The sequence below is a fragment of the Paenibacillus larvae subsp. larvae genome (assembly GCF_002003265.1).
Lineage (GTDB): Bacteria > Bacillota > Bacilli > Paenibacillales > NBRC-103111 > Paenibacillus_H > Paenibacillus_H larvae.
Window position 1 is genome coordinate 3,216,390 of record NZ_CP019687.1, and the last position, 23,014, is coordinate 3,239,403.

The window sequence follows — 23,014 nt, forward strand, 5'->3', positions numbered from 1 at the left end:
TAAGTCCCTATCTTTAGACTTTAAACCTATACTATCTTTATTCTGTTTCCTCTTCTTCTTCAGAGTGTTCTTCACTCTTTTCAACACGGGTCACAGTTGCTACTTCGTCATCTTCCCTCGTATTAATAAGTCGTACCCCTTGTGTATTCCGGCCCATGATGGAAATGCCAGACATGCTTGTACGGATAACAGTACCGGAGGCTGTTATAATCATAAGATCCTCATCTTCCTCAACAACCTTGAGTCCAACCACTGGCCCGTTCTTGGAAGTAACATTCAGAGTCTTAATTCCTTTACCTCCCCGGGTTTGAATCCGGTATTCACTCATAGGAGTCCGTTTTCCGAATCCTTTGGAGGTAACAATCAGGACAGTGTTATTCTCATCTACTATATCCATATCAATAACGGCATCATCTTCACTAATGTGAATCCCTTTTACGCCTGTGGCTGCACGGCCCATGGAACGTACGTCTCTCTCAGGGAAATGGATGGACATCCCCTGCCGGGTTCCCATAATGATATTACAATTTCCGTCTGTCAGTTTCACACCGATTAAACGGTCATCTTCCCGCAAATTAATGGCAATCAGGCCACCTTTACGGATATTGTTATAGTCTTTAAGAGGTGTTTTCTTCACGATGCCCTGTTGCGTCGCAAAGAACAGAAAATGTCCGCTCTCGAAAGACTCAATAGGGATGACCGCATTCACAGTTTCCCCCTGCTCTATCTGAATCAGGTTAATGATGGGGGTTCCCCTTGCAGTACGGCCAAGCTCCGGAATTTCATACGCTTTAAGCCGGTAAACCTTCCCTTTATCTGTGAAGAACATTAGATAATGATGGGAATTGGTCACAAATAAATGTTCCACAAAATCATTATTTTTGGTATCCATACCCACAACACCCCGTCCACCGCGGCGCTGGCTGCGGTAAGTGGATACCGGAAGGCGTTTCACATAGCCGGAATGAGTTATGGTGATCACGACTTCTTCCCGTGGGATCAGATCCTCATCCTCGATGGCATCTTCGCCAATGGTAATTTCCGTTCTTCTTTCGTCCCCATAAGAAGCACGAATTTGTTGAAGTTCCTCACTGATAATCTTCAGTATCAGCTGCTCATCGGCAAGAATAGCTTTTAATTCAGCTATTTTAGCCATGAGTTCTTTATACTCATTTTCAATTTTCTCGCGTTCTAAACCTGTTAGGCGTTGAAGACGCATATCCAATATGGCCTGGGCCTGATCATGGGAAAGCTCAAACTGCTCCATCAATCCAGTTCGCGCAATATCCGTAGTGCGGGAACTGCGAATTAAAGCAATGACTTCGTCCAGATGATCTAGGGCAATTCTCAGCCCTTCAAGGATGTGAGCACGGGCTTCAGCTTTGCGCAGCTCATATTCAGTCCGTCTGCGGATCACTACCCGCTGGTGCTCAAGATAATAATAGAGCATTTCTTTTAAGTTTAATACTTTTGGCTCCCCGTTAACCAAGGCAATATTAATAATCCCGAAATTTGATTGCAGTGCGGTATGCTTAAAGAGATTATTAAGAACGACATTAGGATTTACGTCTCTGCGCAGCTCGATCACAATCCGCATTCCGTTACGGTCGGATTCATCCCGCAAGTCCGTAATCCCGTCGATTTTTTTCTCGCGTACAAGTTCAGCTATTTTTTCAATTAATCTTGCTTTATTTACTTGGTAAGGAAGCTCGTCAACAATAATTCTGGCTTTATTGTTCACTTCTTCGATGGTGGTTTTAGCTCGCATAGTTACCGAACCGCGTCCGGTAGAATATGCCTGTCTAATCCCTTCGCGCCCCAGAATATAAGCTCCGGTAGGGAAGTCCGGCCCTTTAATGGCAGACATTAGCTCAAGTGGCGTGACATCCGGATTTTCGATCAGCATCAGGATCCCATCGATCACTTCTCCCAGGTTATGAGGAGGAATATTCGTCGCCATCCCTACTGCAATCCCGGAGCTCCCGTTCACCATCAGGTTCGGGAACCGTGCAGGAAGAACTACTGGCTCTTGCTCTTCACCGTCATAGTTGGGTGTGTAATCAATCGTTTCTTTGTTAATATCACGCAATAGTTCCATCGCGATCTTAGACAGGCGGGCTTCCGTGTACCGCATTGCTGCTGCCATGTCTCCATCAATGGAACCAAAGTTTCCATGTCCGTCTACGAGCATATAACGCAATGAAAAGTCCTGTGCCATCCGGACCATGGTTTCATACACGGCCGCATCCCCATGCGGATGATACTTACCAATTACTTCACCGACGATCCTTGCGGATTTTTTATGCGGCTTGTCCGGTGTTATGCCAAGTTCAGACATGGCGTATAAAATACGGCGGTGAACCGGCTTCAACCCATCCCTGACATCCGGCAAAGCCCGGCTGACAATAATGCTCATGGCATAGTCCATGAACGAATTGCGCATCTCAAAACCAATATCAACTTCTTTAACTTGCGAACGACTTTCTTCGGTCATGATCCTATCCTCCTGAAAGCCCATACGCATCTTGCGTACGGGCTTGTAGTTCAGTACCTATTCGGCTAGACGTCCAAATTGGTTACATATTTGGCATGCTCGTGAATGAAATTGCGGCGGGGCTCTACATTATCACCCATCAGCATGTCAAAAATAGCGTCGGCCTTGATCGCATCTTCGATGTTTACTTGCAAGAGGGTGCGGCTTTCTGGATCCATCGTCGTTTCCCAAAGCTGCCCGGCATTCATCTCACCAAGACCTTTGTAACGTTGAACGTTCACTTTGGAGCCTTCGCCAAATTCCTTCATAATTTCCGCTCTCTGCTTATCATTGTAAGCATATCGAACAGTCTTATTTTTTTCTAATTTGTAAAGGGGAGGCTGGGCAATATATACATATCCGGCCTCAATCAATTTCCTCATGTAACGGAAGAAAAAAGTAAGAAGCAGGGTACGGATATGGGCACCGTCCACATCGGCATCCGTCATGATAATAATTTTGTGGTAACGGGCTTTGGACAGGTCAAAATCCTCACTAATACCGGTACCTAAAGCCGTAATAATAGCCCGGATTTCCATATTGGACAAGATCCGGTCAAGACGTGCTTTTTCCACGTTTAAGATCTTACCGCGCAGCGGCAGGATCGCTTGGAAATGCCGATCCCGTCCCTGTTTGGCCGATCCGCCCGCAGAGTCACCCTCTACGATATACAATTCGCTGATGGCGGCATCTTTGGAGGAACAGTCAGCCAATTTACCCGGCAAAGAGCTAACTTCCAGTGCACTTTTACGTCTTGTTAATTCCCTTGCTTTTCTTGCGGCTTCCCGGGCCCTGGCCGCCTGCATGGACTTCTCCATGATCCGTTTTGCCGTACTCGGGTTTTCTTCCAAAAATTCCTGGAGTTTCTCTGCCAGCAAAGACTCTACGATTCCGCGGACTTCGCTGTTTCCGAGCTTGGTCTTTGTCTGACCCTCAAATTGGGGGTCAGGGATTTTTACGGATATAATCGCGGCAATTCCTTCTCTGACATCATCTCCTGACAGGTTGGAGTTGCTGTCTTTCAGTACATTCGTTTTGCGGGCATAATCATTAATGACCCGGGTTAAGGCACTCTTAAAGCCTGATTCATGGGTACCCCCCTCGTGAGTATGAATGTTATTGGCAAACGAATAGATATTTTCATTGAAGTTATCATTATATTGAATCGCGATTTCAACTTGAATGTTGTCTTTGTTGCCTTCTACATAAATGGGAGGCTGATTCAGAGGCTCGCGGTTTTGGTTCAGGTATTCCACGAAGGAAATGATCCCGCCTTCGTACTTGTAGGAATGGGAAGCCCCCGTACGCTCATCTTTGAGATTAATTTCCAGTTCCTTGTTCAAAAAAGCAAGCTCCCGTATACGGGATTGAAGGACCTCATAATCATAGACCGTTGTCTCGGTAAAGATCTCCGCATCGGGTTTGAAAGTGATTACCGTTCCGTACTCGTCCGTATCACCAATGACTTTAACCCCATACTGGGGTACACCGCGTTTGAATTCCTGCTGATAAATATGCCCATCCCTTTTTACCGTAGCGACGAGTGATTCGGATAGGGCATTCACAACGGACACCCCTACACCGTGGAGACCGCCGGATACTTTGTATCCTTCTCCGCCGAATTTCCCCCCGCATGAAGGACGGTCAGGACGACTTCCAGAGTAGGTTTTTTGAGTTTAGGATGTTCCCCGACCGGGATACCACGGCCATTGTCGATTACGGTGATGCTGTTGTCTTCGTGAATAGTTACATCGATTTTGGTACAAAATCCTGCAAGGGCTTCGTCAATACTATTGTCGACGACCTCCCATACTAAATGATGAAGGCCCCGACTGCTGGTAGAGCCGATGTACATACCAGGTCTTTTACGAACGGCCTCTAAACCTTCCAGTACCTGAATCTGACTCTCATCATACGTATTTTGATTTAAAGTCATTCTATCCTTCACCTGCTTTTTCTTTTAGTTAATTCGATTAGTTAGTCAGAAGTTGATGAGCCCGTTTTTTTAACGTCATGGAGGATATGGGGGAGTAGTACACCTTGCTCTGGGTGAGAACAAGGGACTTGTTCTCTTCTTCCCCGATGATTTCGATCTGTTTGTTTTTCATTGCTTCAGCAATATATTGCTTAGATATTTTCGAAGATTTTCCCATAGACAAATCAAAAATAGCAATGAGCTCGGAAGACCGGATAATCTTTTCCCCGCCTAAATGGATAAACATTTTAACTTCAGCCTCCCATCTCTAGTCACACGAAATACAGAAGCATCTTCCAACTGATCCAAATGGACACTTTCTAATCCGGTCGTCGTTATAAACGTCTGCACCTTTTTTTGGAAAGTCTGAATTAACTGGGTTTGTCTGTATTCATCCAGCTCGGAAAGCACATCATCCAACAACAAAATGGGGTATTCCCCCACTTCGCTGTGAATCAGCTCAATCTCCGCCAGTTTCAAAGAAAGAGCAGTCGTCCGCTGCTGCCCTTGGGAACCGTACGTTTGAACTTCTTTATCGTTAATATAGAAGAGCAGGTCATCACGGTGCGGACCCGCTAAGGAAACCCCTCTTCTTATTTCCTGGTCTTTTATCTGTGATAACTTTATCATAAATTGCTCCATTAAGACAGTTTCATCTTCAAAGTCCTGCACGGCAAAGGAAGGCTGGTACCTAATTGTTAACTCCTCCCCCCATTTGTGATGCCGTCGTGAATCTGTTCAGCCCAGTTTTGGAGCTTCTTTATAAAGTTTTGACGTTTTTTCATAATTTTAACACCAAACTGGGCGAGTTGTTCATTCCAGATATCGAGCATGGCGGCATGTTCAGCAGAGGGCGCCGGAAAAGCCTTCTTCAGCATATTGTTGCGTTGTGCAAGCACTTTTTGATACTGGCTCAAATCGTATAAATAACCGGGATAGACCTGTCCAATCTCCATATCCAGAAAACGCCGGCGAATTCCAGGATTTCCTTTGATGATCTCCAAGTCTTCAGGAGCAAATAATACCACATTCAATGCGCCAATGAATTGGCTTAGTTTTTTTTGTTCAAGTCCGTTAATTTTTGCTTTTTTCCCTTTGGAGGAAATAGCCAGATCAAGGGAATATGAACCATATTTTTTCTCTACATCCCCTTGCAGGAGGGCACTTTCACCCTCCCACTGAATCAGTTCTTTATCATGGTGGGTCCGATGGGATTTTGTAAGTGCAAGCACATAAATGGACTCCAGCAGGTTCGTTTTGCCCTGCGCATTGGGACCGACAAAAATGTTCACGTTGCGGTCCGTTACAAGCTCCACGTGTTGGTAATTCCGGTAATGGTGAAGAGTTAGCCGTTGTAAAAACAAAGCATTTTCCTCCTGCACCCTCACACATGTCCAATTTTAAAGGAACCGTGACCCTCGATGCGGATCTGGTCGCCAGACACCAGCTTTTTGCCTCTGCGGTTCTCAGGTTCTCCATTGACGGTAATGGCGGTTTCCTGGAGAAAAGCTTTAGCTTGTCCCCCAGTATCAATGACATCCGCCAGTTTCAAAAATTGTCCGAGTGTGATGTATTCGGTGCGAATCGTTACTTTCTTCATGAGATCTCCTTCGTCCGTTAATTCGTTGTACGGTAAGGAAGAATCAGCTGCAAAATATTTGCCTGATCTTCCGGTTTAATGATAATCGGTTGCATAGCACCGGTAAATCCTATTTGAATATAATCACTATCCATTACTTTCAAGGCATCCAGCATATATTTCGAGTTAAAGGAAATACGGAGACGCTCTCCTTTGAAAGATTGCAGACTTAACTGTTCCGTCACTTTTCCCAATTCGGAAGAACTGGAGGATATTTCAATAGTCTCATCTTCCAGCATAATAAGCTTGACGATATTGGTTTTATCCTCTCTGGAAAGGAGGTAGGCCCTGTCAATTGCATCCGCCAGCTCTTTGGTATTCACTATAAGTTCCGTTTGGAACGATTGCGGGATCAGCTTGGAGGTATCCGGATAAGTGCCGTCCAGGATTCTGGAATAGAATAAGATCGAGTTTATCTTGAAAAGTACTTGGTTATCAGAAACTAGGATATCAATCAGTGCATTCTGATCAGGCAGAATTTTGCTGAGTTCATTCAAGGTTCTGCCGGAAATGACAATGTTATGAAAGGTTTGGGCCACATCCAGGTCCAGGCTTATTTCCCGGCTGGCCAAACGATGACGGTCACAGGCGATAAATTTGAGTTTGCCGTCCTGAACATGCCAAAGTACACCCGTTAGTATTGGTGTTGTTTCATTTGTTGATACGGCAAAGGAAGTTTGCTTAATCATTGTCTTAAGCAAATCGCTTGGAATTTGGATCATTTTGCTTTCTTCCAGCTGTGGAAGAAGGGGATATTCTTCGGGATCCAATCCCATAATTTGAATCTCGGAAGAACCGGAACGGATAATCGTTTGAAAATGATCCCGTACTTCAATTTCAATTTTTTGAGAAGGAAGCTTACGGATAATTTCCATAAAAAATTTGGCAGGAAGCACTACGCTCCCTGGTTGATGCAGCTCTATAATTGCGATTTCCTCGTTCTCATTGGGAGTAAAACTCTGAATGGAAATGTCCGTATCGCTTGCTGTCAATGTAACACCCGAAGTGGCGGCGTCAATTTTAATACCGGTCAAGATAGGAATGGTTGTTTTGCTTGAAATAGCTTTGGACACATGCTGAATGGATTCCGTTAAATAATTTTTCAAAATGGTTAATTTCATATTTTCACTCCTGTGGTTCTTATTTCTCGGGAGAACGCATATATATTTTATCATACAATAATAAAGAATTTATTAGTAATAGTCGTAGGGAGTCTGAATATGTGGATATGTGAAGAAAACCCGTAAAAAGCAAGCCTATCCACATGTGAATAGATTGTGCATAGGCTTTTGTTAACAATATAAGAGAAGTGCATAACTTTTTAGTGTGTTTATAAGTTCTTAACCTTACATAGGCGTTTTAATTTTTTCTGTTATCGATTGAATGATTTTATACAGTTCCTGATCTTTCTTGACCGCTTCTGAAATTTTCTCGTGAGCATGAATAACCGTTGTATGGTCACGCCCCCGAACGCATCCCCAATCTTCGGTAGTGAAAAATCGGTTAATTCTCTAGACAGGTACATGGCCACCTGCCTTGGAAAGGCTACGGCCTTCGTTCTTTTTCTGGCTTTGAAGTCCTCCAGCTTAAGACCGTAAAACTCTCCGACTTTCTGCTGAATATCTTGTATGGTTATAACCCTGGGTCTGCTGGAAGGAATGATATCCTTAAGCGCTTCAGCAGCCAAATGAGTAGTAATATCCTGGTTGATCAAAGAGGAATAGGCCACTACACGTATCAAAGCGCCTTCCAATTCCCGGATATTGGTGTCAATCTGATTGGCAATATACAGCATGGCTTCGTTTGGAATTTCCAGGTTTTCTGCCTTTGCCTTTTTGCGCAGAATGGCAATCCGTGTCTCCAGATCCGGTGGCTGAATATCCGTTATAAGTCCCCATTCAAAGCGGGATCTCAACCGGTCTTCCAAAGTGGGAATTTCCTTCGGCGGCCGGTCGCTGGATATGATAATTTGCTTGCCTTCCTCATGGAGCGCGTTGAATGTATGGAAAAATTCTTCCTGGGTTCCTTCTTTTCCGGAGATAAACTGAATATCATCTATTAGAAGGACATCGATCGTTCGGTATTTATTACGGAAATCTTCACCGCGATTGTCACGGACCGCATTGATAAACTCGTTGGTGAATTTTTCGGACGAGATGTAGAGTACTCTGGCTTCCGGGTTATGTTCTAGTACATAGTGTCCAATGGCATGCATCAAATGTGTTTTGCCAAGCCCTACGCCTCCATATAAAAATAGGGGATTATAGGCTTTGGCGGGCGCTTCGGCAACAGCCAGGGATGCGGCATGCGCGAACCTGTTGCCTTGGCCAATAACGAATGTATCGAATGTATAGCGGGAATTCATCATGTTACTGTAGTTTTCTTCCTGCCCTAAAGCAGGTCCTTTCGGGATATCAGGTACAGCCTCAGGTACTGGGTTAACCTGGTCTTCTTCGGACTCAACAATGAATTTGATCTCGACCTGCTTTCCCAAAAATTCATAGATGGTGCTGCTGATCATTTTGGCATAGCGGCTCTCCAGCCACTCTTTGGCAAAGTTATTAGGAGCACAAATAACCACATACGTATCAGTAAAGACGGTGGCTCTTGTCGATTTTAACCAAGTATCAAAGCTAGGCTTGCTAAGTTTCGTCTGTATAATAGACAGCACTTGTTGCCATAGGTCGGGGTTATGGCTTTCCACAGCTGATTCACTCCTTTAAAAAGATAAAAAAAATTGTGGCTCTAGCCATGTCATCTCAATGCATGTCAGATTACACATAAACTTGTCGTTTTTATCCACAATAATCAGAATATCAAGAGGAGACATATCCGAGCAGAGGGAAAATTGTTCACAACCTTATCCACAGGTTGTTGATAATTCGAAGACGTGTTGGAGAATATCCACAACAGAAACACTAAATATATTATCAAAAGGACCCTGATTTATCAATGTATTGTTTGATTTTATCCACAATTTCAATACCTTGTGTATATTTTTTGTCAACACCACTACATATTGTTGATAATCTGTTCATTTTCGACAACATTCGTAAAAAACGTGTCAGAACTTGTGCACAACTTGTTCCGGAAAAAAACGGTTATGATGGTTTCCTGGACTACTCCCTTGCGGCCGTAGCAACCTTGTCCACAGCTGTATGGTATTGACTTTTGGAGGTGGAAATGATTTAATGTAAAAAGAAATTTTCAGGGTGAAATCCTCAGAGGAGGTGCATATAGATGCGTCCAACTTTTAACCCAAACAACAGAAAACGTAAGAAAAATCACGGATTCCGTGCAAGAATGAGCACAAAGAACGGCCGCAAAGTATTAAGCGCTCGCCGTCAAAAAGGAAGAAAAGTATTAAGTGCTTAATCGATAGGCCACTTAGAGGTGGCTTTTTTTTACTTAAGTTTAGGGAGGGGCATACCCCTTCTTATCTTTTACAAGTAGGTTGTTTCCGGAAAGGTTGCCTCTTGGTTGGAACTCTTAATGAGCAGCACATGAAAAAGAGCTTCGTTAAAGAAGCTTTTTTTCTTAAATTGACGATTAAAGTAGAAGGAAACAGCTCAAGATAATAGGAAGACCGTAAACCTCGTTTCGAGAGTGAGGCTTTGTTTGGAGTGCTTTTTCTGTGGAAAAAAAATATCGATTAGCGAAGAGGGAAGATTTTCACAAGGTATACCGGTACGGGAAATCAGTAGCTAACCATCAGTTTGTATTATACTATCTGCCGAAGACCAGGCAGGGGGAATTCCGCCTCGGGCTCTCTATCAGCAAAAAGGTAGGGAATGCTGTTGTTCGTAACCGTTTACGAAGAGTAATTAAGGAAATCGTCCGTTTAAATATAGACCGTATAACAGGTGGGTATGACTACATTATTATTGTTCGCAAGCCTTGTGCCGAGATGAATTATAAGGAACTAGAAAAAAGCTTATTTCATGTGTTTAGAAAGGCCTCTTTTTTAAAAGTCAAGAAATCATAGCCCCAGGTTGAACCGAACTGTTATCTTGCAGCATCCGGATACTTTGAAGAGGAAAAAGGTTTCGTTTTTAAAGAGAGTAGGGTTCGGGTTCCAAGATAAGGCGAATTTCAGGAATTATGAAGTCGTTTCTTTCAAAAGAAATACGGAAAAACACGGACTGATCTTGTTTCCTTGTCAGCACAGATTATGGTATAGTTTAGAATGGAAATGAATATTAGGAGGACCCTGTTTTGATTCGTCGATTCTATAAAATAACTCCGCTGCTTCTTTTATTCTTGTTATTGGCCGGTTGTAGCAGCCCTAACCAACCTATTGATCCAGTAAATGGGGGGTTCTTTACCAAGTATTTTATATATCCGTTATCTTGGTCCCTTGATTGGTTTGCTGGTGTGTTCGGTAATTCCTACGGTATTTCAATTTTGATCCTGACGATCATTATCCGTTTTATCGTTTTGCCGCTAACTCTAAAACAGTATAGAAGTTCCAAGCGTATGCAGGAAATTCAGCCTGAAATCAAAAAGCTGCAGCAAAAATACAAAGATAATCCTCAAAAGCAGCAGGAAGAGACTATGAAGCTGTTCCAGCAGCATGGAGTCAATCCGTTGGCAGGATGCTTGCCTCTCTTGATTCAGATGCCAATCCTGATTGCACTTTACCAGGCCATCATGAGAAATGATGCGATTCGTGAGCATACATTTCTATGGTTGCAATTAGGGGCGAAGGACGACTATTATATCCTTCCGCTTATTGCAGCAATTACTACGTATCTCCAACAGAAAACGATGTCTGCCCAAATGAATCAGCAGATGAAATCCATGCTGTTCATTTTCCCGGTTCTAATTTTCGTCATGTCCATGAGCTTTGCATCCGCATTACCGCTCTATTGGATATACAGCAACTTGTTTACCATTGCTCAAAATTACTTCTTGTACGGAAGAGATAATAGAAAGAAAAAGGATGAGGCTGCTGCCGAAGCAATTGCAAACGAAAGTAAGCCAAAAGGTAAGAAAAATTCACAACAAAATAAGGGTGGCCGATCTAAATGAAAAAAGTAGTCGCTACTGGCAAAACAATTGAAGATGCAGTGAGAGCTGGACTGATTCAGTTGAATACTACAGAGGATCGGGTCAATGTTCACGTATTGGAACAGCCAAGCAAGGGGTTGTTTGGACTTATCGGCTCCAAAGACGCGAAGGTAGAACTCGAATATATCCCTGATGCCGTAGAAGAAGCGATTTCTTTCTTAGAGGAATTGTTCCGCTCCATGCATGTATCGGTAACAATTGACCACACTAGAAATAAAGACGGTGCTTTATTTAACCTGCAGGGTTCTGAACTTGGAATTTTAATCGGAAAAAGAGGACAAACTCTGGATGCCCTGCAATACTTAACTAACATTGTAGCCAACCGGTATTCCTCTTCGCATGTGCGTATTGTTCTGGATGCGGAAAACTTCCGCGACCGCAGAAAAAAGACGCTGAAGGATTTGGCTCATCGCCTTGCTTCGAGGGTCGTAAGGACGAAGAGGGAGGTTGTGCTTGAGCCAATGAATGCTCAAGAACGTAAAATCATTCATACCGTGCTGCAAAATGATCCAAGCGTCAAGACTTACAGTAAAGGTGACGAGCCTAATCGTAGAGTCGTAATTGCTTTGAGATAACCATTCTGCAATGACCCTGCAAGTCCGGGCGTCATTGCTTTTTTTCATCCTTGGGGGCCTTTCGCTGATTTTTAAAAAATTGGCTTCCCGTTAAACCGTGCGAGGTGTTTTTTATGCTAAAAGAAACAATTGCGGCAATCTCTACACCACTTGGTGAGGGAGGGATATCGGTTATTCGGGTGAGTGGAGACGAATCCATTGCAATTGTGAACAAAATATTCAAGTCACGTACTCCACTGACTGAGGCGGAGACCCATACGGTTCACTATGGGCATATCGTGGATACCGATGGACATAAAGTGGAAGAAGTGCTTGTAACGGTAATGCGGGCACCCCGGTCCTTCACAACTGAAGATGTTGTGGAAGTAAGCTGCCATGGGGGGATCGTATCCGTTAAGAAAGTATTGGATCTGCTTTTGGATCAGGGTGCACGTCTGGCCGAACCTGGAGAATTTACAAAAAGAGCATTCTTAAACGGACGGATCGATTTAACGCAGGCAGAAGCCGTGATCGACCTGATCCGGGCCAAATCGGACCGGGCTTTTCAGATTGCGCTCAAACAGGTAGATGGTATTCTGTCAAAACGAATCCGGAAAATTCGCCAGGAACTGGTTGAATTAATGGCACATGTTGAAGTAAATATTGATTATCCGGAACATGATGTAGCTGAAATGACGCACGCGCTTATTCTGGATAAATGTAATAAAGGTATTCAGGAGATAGATTTCTTGCTTCATACAGCTCAGCAGGGGAAAATTCTGAGAGAAGGTATCGTGACGGCTATAGTAGGTAAACCGAATGTAGGAAAATCTTCTTTGATGAATGCACTTGCCCAGGAGAATCGTGCTATTGTGACTGATATTCCTGGAACTACTCGTGATGTTATTGAAGAGTATGTCAATGTTGGGGGAATTCCGCTCAAACTGCTGGATACAGCAGGTATTCGGGAAACGACTGATGTTGTGGAACAAATTGGTGTGGAAAGATCACGTTCTGCTTTGTCCGAGGCCGATTTGATTTTGCTCGTTCTAAACAGCAGTGAGCCGTTGGAGGAAGAGGAGCTCCGACTGTTGTCCCAACTGAAGGATAGACAGACCCTGATTATTCTTAATAAAACGGATTTACCGTTAGGTTTACATCTGGAAGACATCTGCAATTTATATCCGAAGGAACAAGTGGTTAAGCTTTCTCTTATCCAGCAAAAAGGCCTTGAGGATCTGGAAAAGGCTATCTCCGGTTTGTTCTTTGAAGGAAGGCTGGAGAGCGGGGATATGAATTATGTAAGCAATGTTCGTCATATCCATCTGCTGAAGCAGGCTAAACAGTCTTTGCAGGATGCGATTGAAGCCAATGAGAACGGCGTTCCAATTGATATGATTCAGATTGATTTACGTGCTGCTTGGGAGCAGCTGGGTGAGATAATCGGGGATTCCGTGGCGGAGTCTTTAATTGACCAGATTTTCTCTCAGTTCTGTTTAGGAAAATAATTCACATAAAGGAGGCGACAATAATGGGATTTCAAGCTGGTGAATACGATGTGATTGTCATCGGAGCTGGCCATGCAGGGTGTGAATCAGCATTAGCCGCGGCCCGTATGGGATGCAGCACTTTATTGCTTACCATTAATCTTGATATGGTAGCGTTCATGCCCTGCAATCCGTCCATTGGAGGTCCTGCGAAGGGCCATGTAGTAAGAGAGATTGATGCCCTCGGGGGTGAAATGGGGCGCAACATAGATAAAACTTATATTCAAATGCGGATGCTGAATACAGGAAAAGGACCCGCTGTTCATGCCTTGCGTGCTCAGGCCGACAAATTTCTGTATCAGCAAACCATGAAAGAAACAATAGAAAAACAACCTAACCTGACGATGAGGCAGGGAATGGTGGAAGAACTGATCGTAGAGGCCGGTGTCTGCAAAGGGGTAATTACCAAATCAGGCGCTGAATATTACGGCAAAGCAATTGTTTTAACAACAGGAACCTACCTGCGGGGTAAAGTAATTATGGGAGAACTGATGTACGAGAGTGGTCCTAATAATCAGCAGCCTTCCATTAAACTATCGGAATCGCTACGTAATTTGGGATTTGAACTGGTCCGCTTCAAAACAGGAACACCTCCCCGTGTGCATAAGGAATCCATTGACTTTTCCAAGACAGAAATTCAGCCGGGAGATGCGGAGCCTGAGTTTTTCTCATATGAAACCAGAGAACCGGTGAAAGAAGAACAGCTTCCATGCTGGCTAACCTATACCTCTGCGGAAACGCAGGAACTGATTACGGAAAATTTGCATCGGGCTCCCATGTTTTCAGGAGTTATTGAGGGTACCGGCCCACGGTATTGCCCTTCTATTGAAGATAAAATCGTCCGTTTTGCTGATAAGCCGAAACACCAGATTTTCCTTGAACCGGAAGGCAGATATACTTCGGAATATTATGTGCAAGGATTATCCACCAGTATGCCTGAAGATGTCCAGTTGAGTATGCTTCGGACAATCCCGGGTCTTGAGTGTGTAGAAATGATGAGAACAGGTTATGCCATTGAGTATGATGCCGTAATACCAACCCAATTAAAACCCACACTTGAAACCAAGCTGGTTGAAGGATTATTTACCGCTGGACAAATTAACGGAACATCCGGATATGAAGAGGCGGCGGGTCAAGGGATTATGGCCGGGATTAACGCGGCGCGGAAGGTACAAGGTAAAGAACCCATTATTCTGGACCGGTCGGAAGGGTATATTGGGGTTCTTATCGACGATCTTGTAACCAAAGGTACCAATGAACCGTATCGTTTATTAACATCCCGTGCTGAGTACCGGTTGCTGCTAAGGCATGATAATGCAGATTTAAGATTAACCCCTATTGGATATGAAATAGGTCTAATTACGGAAGAAAGGTACCAGGCTTTCCTGAATAAGAAGGGGAAGGTCGAACAGGAAATTGAAAGGCTTAGAACAACCAAGGTGCGACCGGAAGCTTTCATTCAAGATCTTCTTGCAGAAGCGGGGACTGTCCAGTTAAATAATGCGGTGGACTTGTTGTCCCTTCTAAGAAGGCCCCAAATTATGTACAGCCATATTGAACAAATGTCTCCTTCGCCTCTGGAGTTAGATGGGGAGATGAAGGAACAGGTAGAGATTCAGATCAAATATTCCGGATATAGTGAGAAACAATTAGCTCAAGTTGAGCGCCTTAAGAAGATGGAAAAGAAATTGATTCCGGATGATATTGTGTATGAAGAAATACATGGTATAGCTACAGAGGCCAAACAAAAGTTAGCCAAAATCAGACCTATCTCCATTGGCCAGGCTTCTCGTATTTCCGGAGTATCACCTGCGGATATTTCCATTCTGCTTGTTTATCTGGAACACTATAATCAAGTAACTGCTGCGCGAAGAGGGTAAAGAATATGGACCAGGTACAACAACAGTTTACAGTACTTCTTAGGAACCAAGGGATCTCCGTTTCGGACCAGCAGCTGCAGCAATTTGAGTATTACTATCAAGAACTTGTGGAATGGAACGAGAAGATGAACCTCACTGCTATTACCGGACGGGAACAAGTGTACGTAAAGCATTTTTACGATTCATTGTCTTTGTCATTTTTCAAAGATATGAATAAGGTGGAGAGGATGGCGGATATCGGATCAGGAGCGGGTTTTCCCGGTATACCTCTGAAAATTATGTTTCCGCATCTTCAACTTACTATCGTTGATTCGTTAAATAAACGTATCTTATTTTTACGCCAGTTAATAGACAAGTTGGGGCTTAAGGAAGTCGAATGTGTTCACAGCAGGGCGGAGGATGCCGGAAGGTTGGAGTCTCACCGTGATAGATATGATCTTGTAACAGCCAGGGCGGTAGCAAGGCTGGCTGTATTAAATGAATTGTGCCTTCCATTTACAAAACCGGGGGGTTTTTTATTTCCATGAAGGGGTCGGAAACAGAGAATGAAATGAAAGAAGCGGCTTACAGTTTAAAAGAACTGAAAGCCGAATTTGTGAAGTTAGATCGGATGGAACTACCTATTGAGCATTCGGTTCGTCATTTTGTCCAAATTAAAAAGGAAGGTCCTACGCCGAAGAAATACCCTCGTAAAGCAGGGACACCTGTGAAAAATCCATTAGTCAAATTGTAGTACTTGTGTTTCACGTGGAACATTCCCGTTTTTTCACAAACAAGGATTTTTTGGCAGGAGATTCTGCTTGTATAGAGAATACTAGTAATAGATTCTTCTAACTGGGGGATGGGATCAACAGGGGGTCTCTGTTTGAAAATTGATTTCTTCATGGTAACGCAAATACTTGGAGAAGAATTGGGTGGTCACTTAATCTATGAAAGAACAACTTTCTAAGTTTTTTGGTTTTACGGATCGTTCATCGTCTACCGACGAGGTTAAGCATATACCTGTAAATAATATTATCCCTAGTCCGTATCAACCAAGAACAGTTTTTGATGATGAACGTATTGATGAGCTTTGTCAGACGATTCGGACCCATGGGGTTATTCAGCCTATTGTTGTACGTGTTAGAAATAATACATTTGAGCTGATTGCCGGAGAACGCAGACTAAGAGCAGTAAAGAAACTGGGAATGGATACTATTCCGGCGATTATTCGCGAATTTAATGATTCCCAGGCAGCTTCTATTGCCTTAATCGAGAATCTTCAACGTGAAGGATTGACGGCTATAGAGGAAGCATCTGCTTACCAGCAGTTAATGGAAATGCATCATCTTACTCAAGAAAGCTTGGCCCAACGATTAGGAAAAAGCCAATCAACTATTGCCAATAAAATCCGTTTGCTCAACTTAAGCGAACCTGTTAAACAGGCTTTGATGGACAGAAGTATTACAGAGAGACATGCGCGTGCACTGCTTTCCTTAGATAAGCCTGAGCAACAGGAAAAATTATTGTCCGAAATCATAGATAAAGAATTGAATGTAAAGCAAACGGAAATGCGAGTTCAATTTATCAAGGAAGCTAACAAAGAGCAGAAGAAAACTAGAAAAAGAGTTTCATATACAAAGGATGTACGGTTGGCATTAAACACGATTCGCCAATCAGTGGAAATGGTGGCGAACTCCGGACTTCATATTGATACGGCTGAACAAGATTTCGAGGATCATTATGAAATCGTGATTAAAATACCAAAACAACGTTAAAAAAGGGAAGTTAACCTTTTTACTACATTTATTATGACATACTTCCGTCTAAACCAATAAAACGGCGCAAGCTGTTTTCAGACTGTCGAGAAAGTCTACGAATTCATCGTCTACAGGTAAAAGGTTTTCGCTGTAGAGCGGCAGCGTGCGCCCTTCATTCCGAGGAATTACGGCAAAATTTCCTTTTCAGATCCCCTGGAATGAACAGTACCGAAGCAAAACCTTTCCCCTTTCTTTGGATATACTTTCTCTACACGTTCGAAACGGCGCAAGCCGTTTTTTTATTTTATTGATATGGTTTATTTCCTTGATTGCATTTTTGCATAATTGATTGAACCGGTATTAAAATAAGTTTGAGGACTAATATGTACGGTGTCAATAACTTAGAGATCTGTGTAAAACCTGATCTTGACAGTAACGATGAAAATTATCCGCCTATGATTTCATGAAATGGATTGAAATAGAAAAGAAGCAAAAAAAGAAGGAGATAGTCGGTGGAAAATGGAAATTAAATATCAAGTTCCTTTTGAACTGGGACAAGGATATGATAAACTAATACTATTCTCTTCTATGTTTATTTGAGAGACTATTAATAGAGGTGAACTGACTTTGTGCAAAATAATTGCCATAACAAACCAGAAGGGTGGGGTTGGAAAAACAACCACATCTGTAAATTTGGGAGCATGTCTTGCTTCCCTCGGTAAAAAGGTGCTTCTGGTTGACATTGATCCCCAAGGGAATACGACAAGCGGTATAGGCATTAACAAAGCAGATGTGGAGTATTGCATTTATGATGTGCTCATTAATGATATTCACCCGAAAGATGCAGCAGTGGAAACTAAAATCCCTAACCTGAGCATTATTCCCGCTACAATTCAACTGGCGGGAGCGGAAATTGAATTGGTTCCTACCATTTCAAGAGAAGTCCGTTTAAAAAAGTCTCTTCAATTATTAAAACATAACTATGACTATATTCTAATTGATTGTCCTCCTTCTCTCGGTATCCTTACTGTAAATTCCTTAACGGCAGCAGATTCCGTTATTATTCCGATTCAATGTGAATACTACGCTTTGGAAGGGCTTAGCCAGTTATTAAACACGGTAAGACTGGTGCAAAAACACCTTAATACCACTCTTCAAATTGAAGGGGTTCTTCTGACCATGTTTGATGCAAGAACTAATTTAGGTATCCAAGTTATTGAAGAAGTGAAAAAATATTTTCAGCAAAAAGTGTACCAGACAATTATTCCAAGAAACGTTCGTTTAAGTGAAGCGCCGAGTCACGGGCAGTCGATTATTACATATGACCCCCGTTCCAAAGGAGCAGGAGTATATTTAGAGCTTGCAAAGGAAGTGATCAGTCTTGAGCAAACGGCTAGGTAGAGGTCTGGATGCTTTACTTCCGTCCATGGATATTGAGGATGATGATAAAGTGATAGAAATTCCATTATCCAAGCTAAGAGCAAACCCGTATCAACCACGTAAATCATTCAATGAAGACGGTATACAAGAACTTGCTGCCTCCATCAAAGAGCATGGGGTCATTCAACCAATCATTGTACGCAGTGTACTGAAAGGTTATGAAATTATTGCGGGGGAACGCAGGTTCCGGGCTTCTCAAGCTTGTGGCTTAAAATCGATCCCGGCTGTAGTCAAAAAGTTTAGCGATCAGCAGGTAATGGAAATCGCCCTAATTGAAAACGTGCAGCGGGAAGATTTAAATGCTTTGGAAATAGCGATTGCCTATCAGGCCATTATCGATCAATTTTCACTTACGCAAGAGGAATTATCAGCCAAGGTTGGGAAAAGTCGTTCTCATATTGCCAATTTCCTTCGATTATTGACTCTCCCGGATTCAATCAAACAGCATGTTTCACGTGGAACGCTTTCCATGGGCCATGCAAGGGCAATCGTAGGGGTTAAAGATAATCAGAAAAAACAGATTCTAGCCGATGCTTGCATTAGGGAGCAATGGAGTGTAAGACAACTGGAAGAAGAAATCAAAAAATTGGAAGGGAATAGCGGTAATGCAAAGAAAAAATCAAAAGATAAAAAAAGAGATCCGTACATCCAACAAGTGGAAGATCAGCTTAGAGACGTGTACCGGACAACTGTAAAAATAAAACATCAAAAGAATAAGGGTAAGATTGAGCTTCTGTATTATTCCAACGATGATTTGGAACGTTTGCTTGATATGCTTCAAGGAAAGGTCTCTTCCGTTTGATCCCTATAGCATCCCCTAATCCCGCTTTTTTGTAACCGGAAAAGACAGCGGGTATGCTATATCTGTGAAGGAGCAGAAGAATAAAATGGATGTTCTTTATTTTGATAACGCTGCATCATCGTGGCCCAAACCGCCTGCCGTACTTCAAGCCATGGCAGAATGTCTGCAGGAATATGCAGCCAATCCGGGCAGAGGCAGTCATCAATTGGCGGTTAAAGCAAGCAGGGTCCTATTTGATACCCGTAGACATGCGGCTAAGCTGTTTGGTGCTCGTAACCCGAATGACATATCGTTTACCCTGAATGCTACTCATGCGTTAAATGCCGCGATAAAAGGGTTTCTGCAGCCGGGAGACCACGTTGTTTCAACCGGTATTGAACATAACTCAATGCGCAGACCGCTTGAATATATGAAGCGGAAATTTGGGGTAGAGGTTACTTATGTACCGACAGATACGAAAGGATATGTGGATGTAGACAAACTGGACAAAGCAATCTGTCCAAAGACCCGTCTGGTAGCAGCAACCCACAGTTCTAACTTGTTAGGGACTATTCTGCCTATTCAGCAAATAGGTGACATTTGTAAACGTAAAGATGTCTATTTTCTTGTAGATGCTGCCCAGAGTGCAGGGGTCCTTCCCATAGATGTAGACAAAATGAATATTCATTTACTGGCTTTTCCAGGACACAAAGGTCTTCTTGGCCCCCAGGGAACCGGAGGCTTATACATACATCCGGAACTTACACTAGAACCTCTCTTCCATGGGGGGACCGGGAGTCAATCGGAAAGCCTGGATCAACCGGATATACGACCAGACCGGTACGAAGGCGGAACACAGAATACGGTTGGTCTGGCAGGGCTTAATCAGGGAATTCAATTTGTTCTGCAGGAAACTGTGGAAGCTATCCATAAGAGGCAGTGGGAACTCACCCAACAGCTCATGACCGGACTTATGCAAATAAAAGGTATCCGGCTATTCGGACCGGAGCCGGGAGAGGATAAGACCGGTATTGTTGCCTTTAATCTGGAGTATGCAGATGCCTCGGAGGTAGCTTTTATCTTGGACCAGTCTTTTCATATTGCGGTGCGCGCCGGCTTCCATTGTACTCCAATGGCTCATGAATCGGCGGGTACTTTCGAGACAGGGGCTATAAGGGCAAGTGTAGGTTATTTTACTACTGAGCAGGAAGTGAATACGTTTATTGGTGCTGTACAGGAGATAAGTCAGCAGTATGGGTGATGGAAATTTTTAGCATGGGAGAAAAACATATGGAATTTAATACAACAGATCTATTGTTAATAGCAATTGCGGCACTTTTCTTCATTTTTATTTTGATCGTACTGATTTTATGGGCCAAGTTAAATAACATGAAGAAAAATTATCAGAAACTGATCAACGGAACGAGCGGTATGAATCTGGAGGAAATGCTTATTTTGGTTCAGGAAAACCTCAATTATCAGGAGGAACAAAGAAAGGAAGTCGTCCAAAAGCTTGCTGTAATTACGGAAAAAATGAAATCCATGAAGACGCAAGTGGAGGTCATGCGCTATAATGCTTTTGCTGAAAACGGCAGTAATCAGAGCTTTACGATTGCCATTTTGGACGACTATTTAAATGGACTGGTATTAACAGGGCTTCATAGCAGGGAACAAGCGTACGTATATGCCAAGCCAGTTGAAAAAGGCGAGTCTACTTATCCGCTGTCCCCGGAAGAAAAGCAGGTTATCCATCAAATTGTACAAAAGATGTAGAAGAGGCATTTCCCATCTCAAGAAAAGACTGATGAATGGAATCTGAAATAGTCTCAGCCATATTCATAACAAGATGGAGACGTGTATTTTGCAAAACAAAATATTCCATGAAACCACCCACATTTACGATTCCCGTTATGTGCATATGCCCAACGGACGGAAGCTGCTTGTTCACGCCGGCTCCGGGTTTTAATGGCCCTTTTCCCAACTGGATGCAGCCTACGCTTGAGACTTGCCCGAGGCATGCATCTATGGCGACTACGAACGGATTCGTAAATGATTGTTCAATAGCGGTGATAGTTTTACCTAAATTCATAGCATGTACAGGCTCATCTAACGTCCCGAACAGATGATAGGCCTTGCTGCTATATTTTTTTAGGCGGGACCCCACCAGAGGGCCCAAGGCATCTCCTGTAGAACGGTCCGTCCCTATGCATATAAAAACAATAGGCCGATAGGATGGCAGTCTGGAAAACGATTTAACCAGATGACCGGTTAGACGGGGGCTTGTCTCAGGATCGGAATAAAGCCATTTAACGGGAGAGCCCGCAGGATGTTCTGAGCTTCCCATGCTTGATTTCGACTTCATGCAGATTTCCTCCAGAATGGGGTTCCTATTTTTTACTAGTATACGGATGGCAAGGAGAAAATATACTTGCCGGAGGTTGAAATAGAGGAGGCAGAAGATGGAGGAAAGAATGCTGATGGCATTTGATTCCACCCAGCAGGCTCTTCGGGCAGAAATGCTGCTGGATTATGCGGGGATCGATAACGATATGCGGCCAACCCCCAAAGAAATTACAGCGGGCTGTGCTTTGTCTCTGGAATTTCCTGCGGAAAACCTACCCGATGTGAAGGAGATTATAATTCGGGAGAAAGTGGAACTGAAAGGAGTTTATTTCATAAAAGAGCATAAGTATGTTAAGATGAAAAAATAATTTGTGATATGTTTGGAAAGGGAGAGGTGGAAACTCTCTATGAATTTGGCAATCAATGATAAGGCCTTACAGAGTTTTCTGGACTCGGTAAAAGCCTATTTTTTGGACCCTGACCGTTTAATGGCCGTGCTATTTATTGTTATTAAAATTGCTTTGATCTATATGGTAGCCCGAATTCTTATCCGTATTTTGACCAAAGTTATCAGCCACATGGTTCAGGCTCAAAAACAAAGCAGGATTAATTTTGATACCAGAAGAACCAATACGCTAGGAAAATTGGCCAACAACGTTATTACGTATACCATTAATTTTATTGCCATTCTCCTTATCCTAGGTCAGCTTGGACTAAATCTCGGTCCTATTCTGGCCGGTGCAGGGGTGTTGGGTCTAGCTATTGGGTTTGGAGCCCAAAGTTTGGTTAAGGACGTTATTACGGGCTTTTTTATAATCTTTGAAGATCAGTTTGCTGTAGGTGATATCGTGCAAATTGATACTTTCCGGGGGACGGTTGAACAGATCGGGATCCGGGTAACCAAGCTGAAGAGCTGGACCGGCGAGGTGCATTTTATTCCGAACGGAACCATTACGAAGGTTACCAACTACTCTATCTACAACTCGCTGGCAGTCATAGATGTTTCAATCGCTTATGAATCTGACACGGAAAAAGCGATAGGAGTCTTGAATCAGCTGGTTAAGGAAATCTATGAAAAAAACGGGAATGTCTTGGCAGAGCCTCAAGTGTTGGGTGTACAGGAGCTTGGCCCCTCGGAAGTAAAACTTCGCCTGACGGCAGAATGTGTGCCTAACACCCAGGCAGCAGTGACCAGAGAGATCTTTATGGAAGTGAAACGAAGGTTTGATGATCATGAGATCGAAATCCCATATCCCAAATCAGTAACTTATATAAAAGGAGAAAGGGTTGCCCAATAATATGGAAAAGAAACAATATCAACTCGGGGATATTGTACAGATGAAAAAGCCCCATCCGTGCGGAACTAACGAAATGGAGATTATCCGCATGGGAATGGATATTCGGATTAAATGCATAGGGTGTCAGCACAGCGTACTGATTCCCCGGGCAAAATTTGAAAGCAAGCTAAAAAAAGTGCTCCGTTCAAAAACAGATTCAGAACAGAATTAGAATG

The 23,014-nt window shown here is 43.2% G+C and carries 20 protein-coding genes and 3 pseudogenes; 15 read left to right on the forward strand and 8 right to left on the reverse strand.

Annotated features, from left to right (window positions below; translation table 11 throughout):
• Positions 1-37: 37 nt before the first annotated feature.
• From gyrA to dnaA, 7 genes and pseudogenes are all read right to left on the reverse strand, one after another.
• Positions 38-2,494 carry a DNA gyrase subunit A gene (gene gyrA, locus BXP28_RS16720; RefSeq protein ID WP_036655676.1) on the reverse strand — a complete coding sequence of 819 codons (2,457 nt, stop codon included), beginning with the start codon at positions 2,492-2,494 and terminating at the stop codon, positions 38-40.
• A gap of 65 nt (positions 2,495-2,559) precedes the next feature.
• Positions 2,560-4,469, reverse strand: a pseudogene (gyrB, locus tag BXP28_RS16725) (DNA topoisomerase (ATP-hydrolyzing) subunit B).
• A 37-nt stretch (positions 4,470-4,506) separates the two neighbouring features.
• Entirely contained in the window at positions 4,507-4,755 is a 249-nt protein-coding gene (gene remB, locus BXP28_RS16730; protein ID WP_023482420.1) for an extracellular matrix regulator RemB, read from the reverse strand.
• Positions 4,740-5,872: pseudogene (gene recF / locus BXP28_RS16735) on the reverse strand (DNA replication/repair protein RecF). Before recF ends, remB begins: the two are co-directional and overlap by 16 nt.
• 20 nt (positions 5,873-5,892) lie before the next feature.
• Positions 5,893-6,108, reverse strand: a complete 216-nt coding sequence (gene yaaA / locus BXP28_RS16740; protein ID WP_023482418.1) for a S4 domain-containing protein YaaA — start codon at positions 6,106-6,108, stop codon at positions 5,893-5,895.
• 17 nt (positions 6,109-6,125) lie between these two features.
• On the reverse strand, positions 6,126-7,268 hold the full coding sequence (dnaN, locus tag BXP28_RS16745) for a DNA polymerase III subunit beta (protein WP_023482417.1): 1,143 nt from the start codon (positions 7,266-7,268) through the stop codon (positions 6,126-6,128).
• A gap of 251 nt (positions 7,269-7,519) precedes the next feature.
• On the reverse strand, positions 7,520-8,851 hold the full coding sequence (gene dnaA / locus BXP28_RS16750; protein WP_437435892.1) for a chromosomal replication initiator protein DnaA: 1,332 nt from the start codon (positions 8,849-8,851) through the stop codon (positions 7,520-7,522).
• Between the two features lie 536 nt (positions 8,852-9,387).
• On the opposite strand from dnaA, the gene rpmH reads away from it, so the two are divergent.
• The 12 genes and pseudogenes from rpmH (at position 9,388) to BXP28_RS16810 (ending at position 20,931) form a co-directional block, all read left to right on the forward strand.
• The gene (gene rpmH / locus BXP28_RS16755; RefSeq protein WP_024095536.1) at positions 9,388-9,522 is read left to right on the forward strand and encodes a 50S ribosomal protein L34; all 135 of its coding nucleotides are present in this window, start codon (positions 9,388-9,390) and stop codon (positions 9,520-9,522) included.
• A 259-nt stretch (positions 9,523-9,781) separates the two neighbouring features.
• The gene (gene rnpA, locus BXP28_RS16760; RefSeq protein ID WP_077585139.1) at positions 9,782-10,132 is read left to right on the forward strand and encodes a ribonuclease P protein component; all 351 of its coding nucleotides are present in this window, start codon (positions 9,782-9,784) and stop codon (positions 10,130-10,132) included.
• 230 nt (positions 10,133-10,362) lie between these two features.
• Positions 10,363-11,178, forward strand: a complete 816-nt coding sequence (gene yidC / locus BXP28_RS16765) for a membrane protein insertase YidC (RefSeq protein WP_023482414.1) — start codon at positions 10,363-10,365, stop codon at positions 11,176-11,178.
• The gene (jag, locus tag BXP28_RS16770; protein ID WP_023482413.1) at positions 11,175-11,792 is read left to right on the forward strand and encodes an RNA-binding cell elongation regulator Jag/EloR; all 618 of its coding nucleotides are present in this window, start codon (positions 11,175-11,177) and stop codon (positions 11,790-11,792) included. The genes yidC and jag overlap by 4 nt, the downstream gene beginning before the upstream one ends.
• 113 nt (positions 11,793-11,905) lie before the next feature.
• Positions 11,906-13,279 (forward strand): tRNA uridine-5-carboxymethylaminomethyl(34) synthesis GTPase MnmE, encoded by a 1,374-nt coding sequence (mnmE, locus tag BXP28_RS16775; protein WP_040930523.1) that lies wholly within the window; start codon positions 11,906-11,908, stop codon positions 13,277-13,279.
• A gap of 23 nt (positions 13,280-13,302) precedes the next feature.
• Complete coding sequence (gene mnmG, locus BXP28_RS16780) at positions 13,303-15,198, forward strand: tRNA uridine-5-carboxymethylaminomethyl(34) synthesis enzyme MnmG (protein WP_023482411.1); 1,896 nt, start codon at positions 13,303-13,305, stop codon at positions 15,196-15,198.
• A 5-nt stretch (positions 15,199-15,203) separates the two neighbouring features.
• Positions 15,204-15,931, forward strand: a pseudogene (gene rsmG / locus BXP28_RS16785) (16S rRNA (guanine(527)-N(7))-methyltransferase RsmG).
• 196 nt (positions 15,932-16,127) lie between these two features.
• Entirely contained in the window at positions 16,128-16,955 is an 828-nt protein-coding gene (noc, locus tag BXP28_RS16790; RefSeq protein WP_023482409.1) for a nucleoid occlusion protein, read from the forward strand.
• A gap of 609 nt (positions 16,956-17,564) precedes the next feature.
• A complete protein-coding gene (locus BXP28_RS16795; RefSeq protein WP_023482408.1) occupies positions 17,565-18,338 on the forward strand; it encodes a ParA family protein in 774 nt (257 codons plus the stop codon).
• Positions 18,319-19,179, forward strand: coding sequence for a ParB/RepB/Spo0J family partition protein (locus BXP28_RS16800; protein WP_036655670.1), 861 nt, complete (start codon positions 18,319-18,321; stop codon positions 19,177-19,179). Before BXP28_RS16795 ends, BXP28_RS16800 begins: the two co-directional genes overlap by 20 nt.
• 85 nt (positions 19,180-19,264) lie before the next feature.
• Positions 19,265-20,419: an aminotransferase class V-fold PLP-dependent enzyme gene (locus BXP28_RS16805; protein WP_036655667.1), complete on the forward strand. Its 1,155-nt coding sequence runs from the start codon at positions 19,265-19,267 to the stop codon at positions 20,417-20,419.
• Positions 20,420-20,448: 29 nt separating this feature from the next.
• Positions 20,449-20,931 carry a DUF4446 family protein gene (locus BXP28_RS16810; RefSeq protein WP_158225702.1) on the forward strand — a complete coding sequence of 161 codons (483 nt, stop codon included), beginning with the start codon at positions 20,449-20,451 and terminating at the stop codon, positions 20,929-20,931.
• Here BXP28_RS16810 and yyaC read toward each other — a convergent pair.
• Positions 20,903-21,520 carry a spore protease YyaC gene (gene yyaC / locus BXP28_RS16815; protein ID WP_024095528.1) on the reverse strand — a complete coding sequence of 206 codons (618 nt, stop codon included), beginning with the start codon at positions 21,518-21,520 and terminating at the stop codon, positions 20,903-20,905. The genes BXP28_RS16810 and yyaC overlap by 29 nt on opposite strands.
• A 97-nt stretch (positions 21,521-21,617) precedes the next feature.
• Here yyaC and BXP28_RS16820 point away from each other — a divergent pair, with 97 nt between their 5' ends.
• Genes BXP28_RS16820 through BXP28_RS16830 form a run of 3 tightly spaced genes read left to right on the forward strand, consistent with a single transcriptional unit; the run spans position 21,618 to position 23,010 of the window.
• Entirely contained in the window at positions 21,618-21,869 is a 252-nt protein-coding gene (locus tag BXP28_RS16820) for a putative Se/S carrier protein (protein WP_024095527.1), read from the forward strand.
• Between the two features lie 39 nt (positions 21,870-21,908).
• The gene (locus BXP28_RS16825; RefSeq protein WP_023482404.1) at positions 21,909-22,799 is read left to right on the forward strand and encodes a mechanosensitive ion channel family protein; all 891 of its coding nucleotides are present in this window, start codon (positions 21,909-21,911) and stop codon (positions 22,797-22,799) included.
• Between the two features lies 1 nt (position 22,800).
• Positions 22,801-23,010, forward strand: coding sequence for a DUF951 domain-containing protein (locus tag BXP28_RS16830; RefSeq protein ID WP_023482403.1), 210 nt, complete (start codon positions 22,801-22,803; stop codon positions 23,008-23,010).
• Positions 23,011-23,014 lie beyond the last annotated feature (4 nt).

What these genes read in the sequence shown, in the direction of transcription:
- gyrA (WP_036655676.1), bottom strand. Translation starts at nt 2,494, where the DNA reads ATGACCGAAGAAAGTCGTTCGCAAGTTAAAGAAGTTGATATTGGTTTT.
- remB (WP_023482420.1), bottom strand. Translation starts at nt 4,755, where the DNA reads ATGTTTATCCATTTAGGCGGGGAAAAGATTATCCGGTCTTCCGAGCTC.
- yaaA (WP_023482418.1), bottom strand. Translation starts at nt 6,108, where the DNA reads ATGAAGAAAGTAACGATTCGCACCGAATACATCACACTCGGACAATTT.
- dnaN (WP_023482417.1), bottom strand. Translation starts at nt 7,268, where the DNA reads ATGAAATTAACCATTTTGAAAAATTATTTAACGGAATCCATTCAGCAT.
- rpmH (WP_024095536.1), top strand. Translation starts at nt 9,388, where the DNA reads ATGCGTCCAACTTTTAACCCAAACAACAGAAAACGTAAGAAAAATCAC.
- jag (WP_023482413.1), top strand. Translation starts at nt 11,175, where the DNA reads ATGAAAAAAGTAGTCGCTACTGGCAAAACAATTGAAGATGCAGTGAGA.
- mnmE (WP_040930523.1), top strand. Translation starts at nt 11,906, where the DNA reads ATGCTAAAAGAAACAATTGCGGCAATCTCTACACCACTTGGTGAGGGA.
- mnmG (WP_023482411.1), top strand. Translation starts at nt 13,303, where the DNA reads ATGGGATTTCAAGCTGGTGAATACGATGTGATTGTCATCGGAGCTGGC.
- noc (WP_023482409.1), top strand. Translation starts at nt 16,128, where the DNA reads ATGAAAGAACAACTTTCTAAGTTTTTTGGTTTTACGGATCGTTCATCG.
- BXP28_RS16805 (WP_036655667.1), top strand. Translation starts at nt 19,265, where the DNA reads ATGGATGTTCTTTATTTTGATAACGCTGCATCATCGTGGCCCAAACCG.
- BXP28_RS16810 (WP_158225702.1), top strand. Translation starts at nt 20,449, where the DNA reads ATGGAATTTAATACAACAGATCTATTGTTAATAGCAATTGCGGCACTT.
- yyaC (WP_024095528.1), bottom strand. Translation starts at nt 21,520, where the DNA reads ATGAAGTCGAAATCAAGCATGGGAAGCTCAGAACATCCTGCGGGCTCT.
- BXP28_RS16820 (WP_024095527.1), top strand. Translation starts at nt 21,618, where the DNA reads ATGGAGGAAAGAATGCTGATGGCATTTGATTCCACCCAGCAGGCTCTT.
- BXP28_RS16825 (WP_023482404.1), top strand. Translation starts at nt 21,909, where the DNA reads ATGAATTTGGCAATCAATGATAAGGCCTTACAGAGTTTTCTGGACTCG.
- BXP28_RS16830 (WP_023482403.1), top strand. Translation starts at nt 22,801, where the DNA reads ATGGAAAAGAAACAATATCAACTCGGGGATATTGTACAGATGAAAAAG.